We start from the raw sequence: 8,894 nt of genomic DNA on the forward strand, positions 1-8,894 counted from the left end.
TTCTCGATGACAGATTTGCGCAGCCTGGCCGTCCAATCGATTCTCTATCAGAATGACGTTGAAGAGATCATCCGCGCGGCTCGAGCAACGTCCAACGCGGCCACGTATGCGAGAGAGAACGGCTTTCTCTCCGACTGGTGGTTGATGCTGGGAGATTCGTCCCCCAGCCAGCTCCTCGACGCAGTCGCACTGGACACAATCCGGGGCTTGGTTGAAGAATCAGGGGGGCAATTCTCTTACGAGTTCTTTGATCGCAACCGAGGTCATGGTGGCGGACACAACAAACTCGCTCAGGGGGGATCGACCGATCTCCTCCTGTTCCTCAATCCGGACGGTATCGTCGCCCCTGACACGCTCGCCGCGCTGATGCAGACCGTGCGTGACGATGTCGGTGTGGCTGATGCCCGCCAACTGCCGATGGAGCATCCGAAGAACTTCCTCGCAAAAACGGGCGACACGAGCTGGGCGTCAGGTGCATGTGCCATGACCCAGAGAGCCGCGTTCGATCTCGTTTCAGGCTTTGACACTGAGACTTTCTTTATGTACTGCGACGACGTCGACTACTCGTGGCGTTTGCGGCTTCATGGCTACCGCGTGGTCTTTGAGCCGGGCGCGCGTTTGTTCCACGACAAGCGATTGACCACGAGCGCCGACTGGCAGCCCGGGGAGGCCGAGGTGTATTACTCCGCCGAGGCCGCCGTGCTGCTGGCGTACAAGTATTCCCGGTCTGATTTGGCGACCGAGATTCTGGAAGCTTTCAGGACGAGCGGGGACGAAGCCCAGTGGCGAGCGGCGAATGAATTCGCCAATCGACGCAGACTCGGCACTCTCCCGACCCAATTGGACGAAAATCACGATATTGGTGCCTTCGTGGCCGGCAACTACGCCGTCCACAGGTATTGAAGGGCATGCACATGACCTCGGTAGACCAAGTGATTCCTGACGGAGATCTCAAGAATCCGTCCGCGCTTGCTGACCTGTTCGATCAGCTCCTTCGGGAGCCGAATATCGACAAAACTTTCTCGGCCAGGCTGATGGCCGCGCGAGAATGCCTGACTGTCGGTTCGATCGAATCGGAACCTTTTCTAAGCGTTCTGCTCCGCACCCAAGGGCGCCGGATTGAGCCGCTCAAGGACGCCCTATTGTGTCTGGCGGCACAAAGCGATCAGGACTTCGAAGTGATCGTGATTGATCATGACGCCGATAAGACGGCAGCAGCGCACGTTCGTCGAATTGTCGCCGAACAGGAACCGACCTTTCGGGACCGGATTCGCGTCATCGAAGTCAAGGGCGGAGGTCGGTCCGCACCGCTGAACGCTGGTGTCGCCGCCGCTCGCGGAGAGTACTTGTCGGTTTTTGATGACGATGACTTGATCTTCGGCCACTGGGTCGAAGAATTTCACGTCGCGGCCGGGCGGGCCTCCGGACGTATGCTCCGCGCCGTTTCGGCGACCCAGCGGGTCCGCCCCGAGGTGTGGCCGCACGATGAACTCGGATTCCGTACCTTGTCAAACCCCCATGCTGAGTATGCGCAGTCGTTCGACTTCTTTGACCATCTTCGTGTCAACCACTCCCCGTTCATGTCCTTGGCGTTTCCGCGGATGCTGTTCTCCGTTCTCGGCCTTGCATTCAACGATGAGCTGAGCGTTTGCGAGGATTGGGATCTCATTCTCCGCGGCTCAAGCCTTGCCGGTGTCGACGACATTGAAGCTCTGACGTCTATCTACCGTCGTTGGGAGGGGGGCAACTCGTCGTATACCGACCATTCGATCAATTCGTGGCGCGAATCGGAACGGCGAGTCCTCGGCGGTCTGAACGACTCCGCGCTGCTCATGCCGCCCGGTTCCGTGACGCGCGTTCGTGAACTCCTGGAAGTCCAGGCGGAAGGACAAAACGCTCGCCTGCAACTCATTCATCTGACCCACAGTCGCGAATGGCGGTGGACCCGGCCGCTACGCGTCCTGCTTCGCATGGCGGCTCGTGGCAAGCGACTGCTGCGACGGCTCACCCGGCGGGGCACAGCGGCGGGCAAGTCCTAAGGTTGGTTGAATGACAGTACCGTTCGGTGTGCTTGGACATGGAAGTCAGGCCTGGGAAACGGCGGAGTATGCTGCGCCGGATCTGCCCCAGTTCTATGCCGTGAGCGGTGGCATCGTCCACGGGCACGATCCAATGATCGACCTTGAGACCACGAACCCCGAGTACACGTCGGTTCCGGTTGTTGCGGCGGTCGGGGCACCCGGTCTCCGCCGGGATGTCGTCGGAATGTGGTCGGGCTCCGCGTACCGGACCGTAGTCGCTCGATCAGCGGATATCAGCATGAGCGCTGAGATCCGAGATGGGTGCATCATCGGGGCGCACGCGGTCCTGACCGCCGGTGTGCAGTTGGGCGGTCACGTGATCGTCAATGTCGGGGCGACAATAAGCCACGGCAGTGTGGTCGGCGATTTCGCCACGATTTCGCCTGGCGTACACATCGCCGGGGACTGTGTTGTCGGAGCCGGAGTGTTCCTCGGAATCGGCGCCGTAGTGTCCAATGGAATCCACATCGTGGAAGGTGCGGTGGTCGGTGCCGGCGCCGTTGTCGTCGACGACATCACGATGGATGGCATCTGGGTTGGCGTTCCGGCGCGCCGACTCAGGAGCAGCCAGGGTTGGCTGCAGCGAATTTGACTGCCGGCACTGGTTCTGCTGCATGGATAAGCTCGACGCGAAGGAGATCGCAAGGTGAAGTCACGGCGTGGTAAATGGAGAGACTTCTGGATCAACCGCCTTCTCGGCGTCAGTATCCAGGACGTTACGGTCGGGCTTCAGGACTCCCTGACCCGCATTGAGAAGTTGGTTCAACAGTCGTCTGCGATCAGGGACGAAGACAGCCGATCGCTCAGACAAGGCGAGGAAGCACTCGGGAGAGCCGAGGCCGCCATTCGCCGCATGGAAGCGACTGCGTCTGCGCAGGCCGAAAGTCAGGCGCGTATCGAACAGAAGCTCGATTTCTCCCACCGTCGGCTCACGGTCGAGCGGGAAATAGTTCGAATCAAGCGTGACGACCTGGATTCCCTGCGGCATCAACTCGCGGTCATGCGCGAGGCACCAGATTTCTCCCTTGTTTTCGAAGACCGGGAACCGCTCATCTCGGTCCGGATACCTGCCTACAAAAAGACGGAGGAACTCCTCGACGTGGCGATTGCGTCCGTCCTGAAACAGACGTATCAGAACTTTGAGATTGTTGTCGTGAACGACGGTCCCAATGCCCGCACGCGAGAAGCGCTCGAGAGTTTGGCCGATCCCCGAATCCGTTACTTCGAGTTTCCGGAACAGAGTCGGTACCCTGAAGACCCTCAGAGCCGCTGGATGGTCGCCGGCTCACCGGGAATGAACCGCGCAACGGAATTGGCGCTGGGCACGTGGGTTGCGCCTCTCGACGATGACGACGAATTCTCGCCGGACCACTTGGAAAAACTGCTCGCCCTTGCACTCGATCGGCGAGTCGAGCTTGCGTACGGTGCGCTGACGCAGAAACATGTCATCGACGGAACGCAACGCAGAATTCTGAGCGTACCGCCGGCCATCAGCGAGTTCAGCTTCATGAGCGCTCTCTACCTCAAGAAACTGGACTTCTTTCGATATGACGTGGACTCCTGGATGGTGGATGAGCCTGGAGATTGGAACCTGATCCGCCGGATGTGCGCGGCCGGCGTCACGATGGCGGCGACCGACGACATCGTCGGCGTGATCAATATGATCCCCTACACGGCGAAAGCGTAGGCGTATCGGACTGAATCGGATCTCTCCACGGCCCTCGATTTCGGAGTCGTCGGGTCCCGTGTGGCACGATGGATGATGTGGTGAGGGTGGCTGTCGAGCCAAAGCGATCCCGCTGCCGGAAAGGCTTCTCTTGCACAAGAACGAATCCCAGGACAATTCCCGAATGCCCGACACAGGCACTATGAGAACCGTCGGGCGGCAATGGAAGTCTCTTCTGCTTGACTGTGCGGCCTGGGCGGTCGCCCTGTACACGGTCGGCTGGATCAGTCTGGACTTTGGGATCGCTGCGAATGAGTGGTATCCGATAACCCTCCTGGTCCTTGTCGCAATCTTGGGGCAGTGCATTTTCGGCGCGTTGTGCGCACTTTACGTGAATCGGTTTCTGCCCGGCAGCTTCAATGAGCTGAAGGCATTGCTGGGGGCAGTGCTGCTCACCGGTGTGATCTTGGGCGTTGCAGCCTTCCCCGTCGCCGCAATATCATCCGTTCCTCGGAGCGTTGCGTTCATCTCCATTCCATTGGCCGTCACCATCATCGGAGGCGCACGACTCGTTCAGCGCATTCGTCACGATGCCAGGGAACGCCCTACCGGGGCCACCCAACGCACCCTGATCTACGGCGCCGGATATCTGGGCAACTATCTCGTCCAACGTATGCTGTCGGACCGTCTCTCTCCCTACTTCCCAGTAGGGTTCATCGACGACGACCCGGCCAAACGAAAACTCCGCGTTGATGGCATCGACGTATTGGGAACGGGTGCCGACTTGTCCGCGATCGCACTGCGAACCGGAGCCACATCTCTCGTCATCAGCATTGCTCGAGCGGACGCGACCCTGCTGAGGCAGGTATCGGATGCGGGCAAAGCCGCCGGCCTCCGCGTTCTGGTCTTCCCTGTCCTGGAAGAGGTCCTCGAAGGCAAGTCACGGCTCCGTGATGTTCGGGAGATCGAGATTGAGGACCTTATCGGCCGTCATCCGATCGACACTCACATTGAATCAATGGCCGGGTATTTGACCGGGAAACGGGTCCTGGTGACAGGCGCGGGCGGATCGATCGGCTCGGAACTCTGCCGGCAGATCAACAGGTTCCATCCGGAGGAGCTCATCATGTTGGACCGCGATGAGACCGGATTGCAGGGTGTGCAGCTCCTTATCGACGGCAACGGGCTCTTGACCAACAAGAACATTGTTCTCGCGGATATCCGTGACCCGGAAGCGCTCAATGAAATATTCGAATCGAGGCGGCCCGAAGTCGTATTCCATGCGGCAGCCTTGAAACACCTCCCGATGCTGGAACGGTATCCACGTGAGGCATGGAAGACGAATGTGGTGGGCACATTGAACGTGTTGGAGGCAGCACGAGCAGTCGGTGTGCGGACGTTCGTGAATATCTCGACCGACAAAGCCGCCAACCCGACCAGCGTGTTGGGATATTCGAAGCGGATTGCTGAACAGCTGACCTCGTGGGCCGCGCAACAGTCCGGCATGACCTATTTGTCGGTGAGATTCGGGAACGTGCTGGGCAGTCGAGGATCCCTTGTCCCCCTGTTCAAGTCAATGATCGCTGCGGGTGGACCCATTACCGTGACGGATCCAAACGCGACTCGATTCTTCATGACTATCCCCGAGGCCTGCAATCTCGTGGTGCAAGCGGGCGGGATCGGCAGTCCGGGCGAGGTGCTCATCCTGGATATGGGAGATCCGGTCCGGATTCTGGATATCGCGGAACGGATGATCGCGAAGTCCGGCAGCGATATCGCCATCGTGTTCACCGGGCTCAGGCCTGGCGAGAAGCTCAATGAAGAACTCATGGGTGCCGGCGAAGCGGATGTCCGTCCCATCCACCCGAAGATTTCGCACACGTATGTCACTCCGATCTCCCCGCAGTCCCTGGATCAGAAGGCCTGGGAAAATGAAATGGCGCACTCGGTGGCGCTCAGTGAGGTACGACATGACTAGTCGGATATACCTATCGTCTCCGGACGTCGGAGCTTTGGAAGAAGAATACCTACTGAGAGCATTTCGTTCGGGTTGGATCGCACCTCTGGGACCCGACGTCGACGGTTTCGAGGCCGACATGGCCGCACGCATCGGTGTGGGTCACGCGGTCGCGTTGAGTTCGGGCACCGCGGCGCTGCATGTCGCCCTGGCTGCATGGGGAGTGGGTCCGGGAGGCGTCGTCCTCACATCGACGATGACCTTCGCGGCAACGGCGAACGCTATTGCGTATACGGGAGCCGAGCCGTTTTTCATCGACTGTGACCTGGATACCGGCAATATGAGCGTCACGCTGCTCGAGCAGGCGCTCCGAGAGCTATCGGCGCGGGGTGAGCGCATCGCGGCAATCGTCCCCGTCGATCTTTTAGGAAAAGTGGCTGACTACAGTCGAATACAGGCGTTGGCTGATCAGTATGGCGTGCGAGTCCTTGCCGACGCGGCTGAATCCCTGGGTGCCAGTCACGAGGGGAAGCCGGCGGGTGCTTTCGGTGCTGCCTCTGTCTTCTCGTTCAACGGAAACAAGGTCATGACGACTTCCGGAGGCGGCATGGTGACGACAAACGACGATCAGCTCGCTTCCCGTATCCGGTACTTGTCCACTCAGGCCCGGCAGCCCGTGCTGCACTATGAACATCGCGAAATCGGATACAACTATCGTCTCAGCAATCTCCTCGCCGCTCTGGGACGGGCTCAGTTGGAGAGGTTGGATGGCATGATCCTCCGGAGACGGGAGATTCGAAGCCGATACCGCGAGTTCTTCCAGAACGTTCCTGGCGTCGAGATCTTCGGCGGTTCGGACGATTCAGCCGACAACTGCTGGCTGACCTCGATAGTCGTGGATTCTGCGGAATCTGGCTGGACGCCCGGGGAGCTCTCAGCGAGTCTCGCTGCCGATCAGATCGAGTCCCGACCGTTGTGGAAGCCCATGCACCTTCAGCCGGTATTCCAGGGTGCTCGTTCTCGACTCAATGGGGCCTCGGAGCAGCTATTCACATCCGGCCTCACGCTTCCGAGCGGCAGCGTTCTCAATGAGGACGAGCTCCTCCGGGTGTCATCGGGGATCAGTCGATTCCTCGATACGGTTCGCTAATCGGGCACAAATTTCATTTCGTGGCCTCATCCGTCGTTCCCATCGATTAGCTTACATATGGGGGTAACCGCTCCCGATTCTCTGAATCGCGCAACTTTGCGCGAGCTGAGGCGGAGCAACATGAAACGAAATCGACTCTGGACGTCCATTCTGGCGTGCACTGTCTTGTGCGCTGGACTGATGGTTGCAAATCCAGTTCTGACGCCCGATTCCGCCGCATTCGCCGTGTCTGGTGATCAGTTTCAGCCCGGAAATATCATCAGCGATCAGAACTTCTTCAGCAACAACGCCATGAGTGAGGCTCAGGTCCAGGCCTTCTTCGCGAGTGTGACCTGTCGGCCGAGCGGCGGTGTCCCGTGCCTCAAGGATTTCCGGGCCGACACGCCCACAACCCCCGCGGCGGAGGCAGGTCACTGCACGGAGTACACAGGTGCAGCCGGGGAATCGGCGGCCCGGATTGTCTGGAAGGTCGCGCAGGCCTGTCGTATCAATCCAGCTGTGCTCATCGTGCTCATGCAGAAGGAGCAGTCCCTCGTTTCGAGTCCGAGCGTCTATGGGTATGCGCGAGCCATGGGCTGGGGATGTCCGGACAGCGGGCCTAACTGGAGCGCAAACTGCGATGCCAATTACTTCGGCCTGTTCAACCAGGTCTACAAATCGGCCTGGCAGTTCAGGCAGTACACCCTCTATCCGGTGAACATACCCGGTGGCGGGACCCGTCGCTACCACGTCGGGACTGTCGGCGTGCAGTTCAGCCCAGACCCTGCTTGTGGCTCGTCAGCTGTGACGATTCTGAACCAGGCAACGGCGAACCTCTATCTGTACACGCCCTACCAGCCGAACAGTGCGGCGCTCAACAACCTGTACGGCACTGGAGACGGATGTTCGGCTTACGGGAATCGGAACTTCTGGCGGATCTACAATGACTGGTTCGGTTCGACTGTGGATCCACCAGGCACTCCCGTTGGTGCCATCACGGCAGCCGTTGGAACCGACGGCGGAATTGCGGTCAAGGGTTGGGCGGTTGATCCCGACGCGGCTGCCGATTCACTGGAGATCTCCACCTGGGTGGACGGACTCTGGAACTATCGATGGTCGGCAAACAGCAGCGACCCGACCCCGGCCGTATCCTTCCCGGGAGCGGGTGGCAACCACGGCTGGTCTGCGACGGTTCCGGCTGCGCCGGCAGGCGCCCATAGCCTGTGCGTCTACGCTGTGAACCGCGGCGCGGGCTCCGACCTGTTGATCGGTTGCCAGAACGTGATGGTCCCCGCCAACAACTCACCTCAGGGCGCAGTAATGAACACGGCCGTCGGCTTTGACGGCGTGACCGTTTCGGGTTGGGCGACCGATCCGGATGCCCAGTCGAGTCCCGTCGCAATGTCTGTCTGGGTCGATGGTCTAACCAACCAACGGTTCACGGCTGACACGTCGTCCCTCGCTTACTCGGCGGCCCAGGCGCACTTCCCCGGCGCTGGTACCAACCATGGTTGGAGCGGGCGCGTTAAGACTGGACCGGGGCAGCACTCCCTGTGCGTCTACGCTGTGAACCAAAACACCGGGGCAGACGTCCTGGAGAGTTGCCACAGCGTTTTCGTTCCGGCAACCGAACCGTCACCGAAGGGCCACGTCGATACCGCGGTACCGGTCCAGGGAGGCATCGCTCTGACGGGATGGGCCGTGGACCCCGATGCACTGACCTCACCGGTCCGCATCGCTGCGTGGCTGGACAGCGCCACGAATGTACAGGTGACAGCTAATCTGGACTCCGCGACGGCAGCCGCTGCCTACCCTGGGGCTGGCAATCTCCACGGATTCTCTGTTCTCGTACCGGCGACCGCGGGAGTGCACACGGTTTGCGTCTACGGTTTCAACCAGAATGCTGGAGCGGATGCCGGTTTCAGTTGCCATACCGTGACGGTGCCGCAACTGGTGAAGGATATGTCCCCGAAGGGCGAGATTCTGACGAATGTCGGTGTGGCCGGTGGGATCTCGTTGACGGGTTGGGCGATTGATCCTGATGCGTTGACTTCTCCGGTT

At 60.1% G+C, this 8,894-nt stretch carries 6 protein-coding genes and 1 pseudogene; 6 read left to right on the plus strand and 1 reads right to left on the minus strand.

Translation table 11 applies throughout. From position 1 onward, the window contains the following. The first annotated feature begins 6 nt into the window (after window positions 1–6). Window positions 7–903 carry a glycosyltransferase family protein gene (locus E3O44_RS19050; RefSeq protein WP_134536767.1) on the plus strand — a complete coding sequence of 299 codons (897 nt, stop codon included), beginning with the start codon at window positions 7–9 and terminating at the stop codon, window positions 901–903. Window positions 904–914: 11 nt separating this feature from the next. Then, complete coding sequence (locus E3O44_RS19055; protein ID WP_166792722.1) at window positions 915–2,039, plus strand: glycosyltransferase family 2 protein; 1,125 nt, start codon at window positions 915–917, stop codon at window positions 2,037–2,039. Between the two features lie 265 nt (window positions 2,040–2,304). On the opposite strand, the gene E3O44_RS19720 is transcribed toward E3O44_RS19055, so the two are convergent. Beyond that, window positions 2,305–2,697, minus strand: a complete 393-nt coding sequence (locus E3O44_RS19720; protein ID WP_241976441.1) for a hypothetical protein — start codon at window positions 2,695–2,697, stop codon at window positions 2,305–2,307. A 30-nt stretch (window positions 2,698–2,727) separates the two neighbouring features. Between E3O44_RS19720 and E3O44_RS19065 the strand changes: the two genes are divergently transcribed. The 4 genes and pseudogenes from E3O44_RS19065 to E3O44_RS19080 form a co-directional block, all read left to right on the plus strand. Then, a complete protein-coding gene (locus E3O44_RS19065) occupies window positions 2,728–3,768 on the plus strand; it encodes a glycosyltransferase family 2 protein (protein WP_134536773.1) in 1,041 nt (346 codons plus the stop codon). Between the two features lie 163 nt (window positions 3,769–3,931). Beyond that, entirely contained in the window at window positions 3,932–5,725 is a 1,794-nt protein-coding gene (locus tag E3O44_RS19070) for a polysaccharide biosynthesis protein (RefSeq protein WP_134536775.1), read from the plus strand. After that, entirely contained in the window at window positions 5,718–6,854 is a 1,137-nt protein-coding gene (locus E3O44_RS19075) for a DegT/DnrJ/EryC1/StrS family aminotransferase (RefSeq protein WP_134536776.1), read from the plus strand. Before E3O44_RS19070 ends, E3O44_RS19075 begins: the two co-directional genes overlap by 8 nt. A gap of 180 nt (window positions 6,855–7,034) precedes the next feature. Continuing rightward, window positions 7,035–8,894: pseudogene (locus tag E3O44_RS19080) on the plus strand (hypothetical protein); the annotation flags it as partial.

The organism is Cryobacterium algoricola, assembly GCF_004402485.1.
GTDB lineage: Bacteria > Actinomycetota > Actinomycetes > Actinomycetales > Microbacteriaceae > Cryobacterium > Cryobacterium algoricola.

Bases quoted from the DNA above. Each gene is read 5' to 3' on its own strand.
- E3O44_RS19050 (WP_134536767.1), top strand. From the start codon at position 7: ATGACAGATTTGCGCAGCCTGGCCGTCCAATCGATTCTCTATCAGAAT.
- E3O44_RS19070 (WP_134536775.1), top strand. From the start codon at position 3,932: ATGCCCGACACAGGCACTATGAGAACCGTCGGGCGGCAATGGAAGTCT.
- E3O44_RS19055 (WP_166792722.1), top strand. From the start codon at position 915: ATGACCTCGGTAGACCAAGTGATTCCTGACGGAGATCTCAAGAATCCG.
- E3O44_RS19075 (WP_134536776.1), top strand. From the start codon at position 5,718: ATGACTAGTCGGATATACCTATCGTCTCCGGACGTCGGAGCTTTGGAA.
- E3O44_RS19720 (WP_241976441.1), bottom strand. From the start codon at position 2,697: ATGCAGCAGAACCAGTGCCGGCAGTCAAATTCGCTGCAGCCAACCCTG.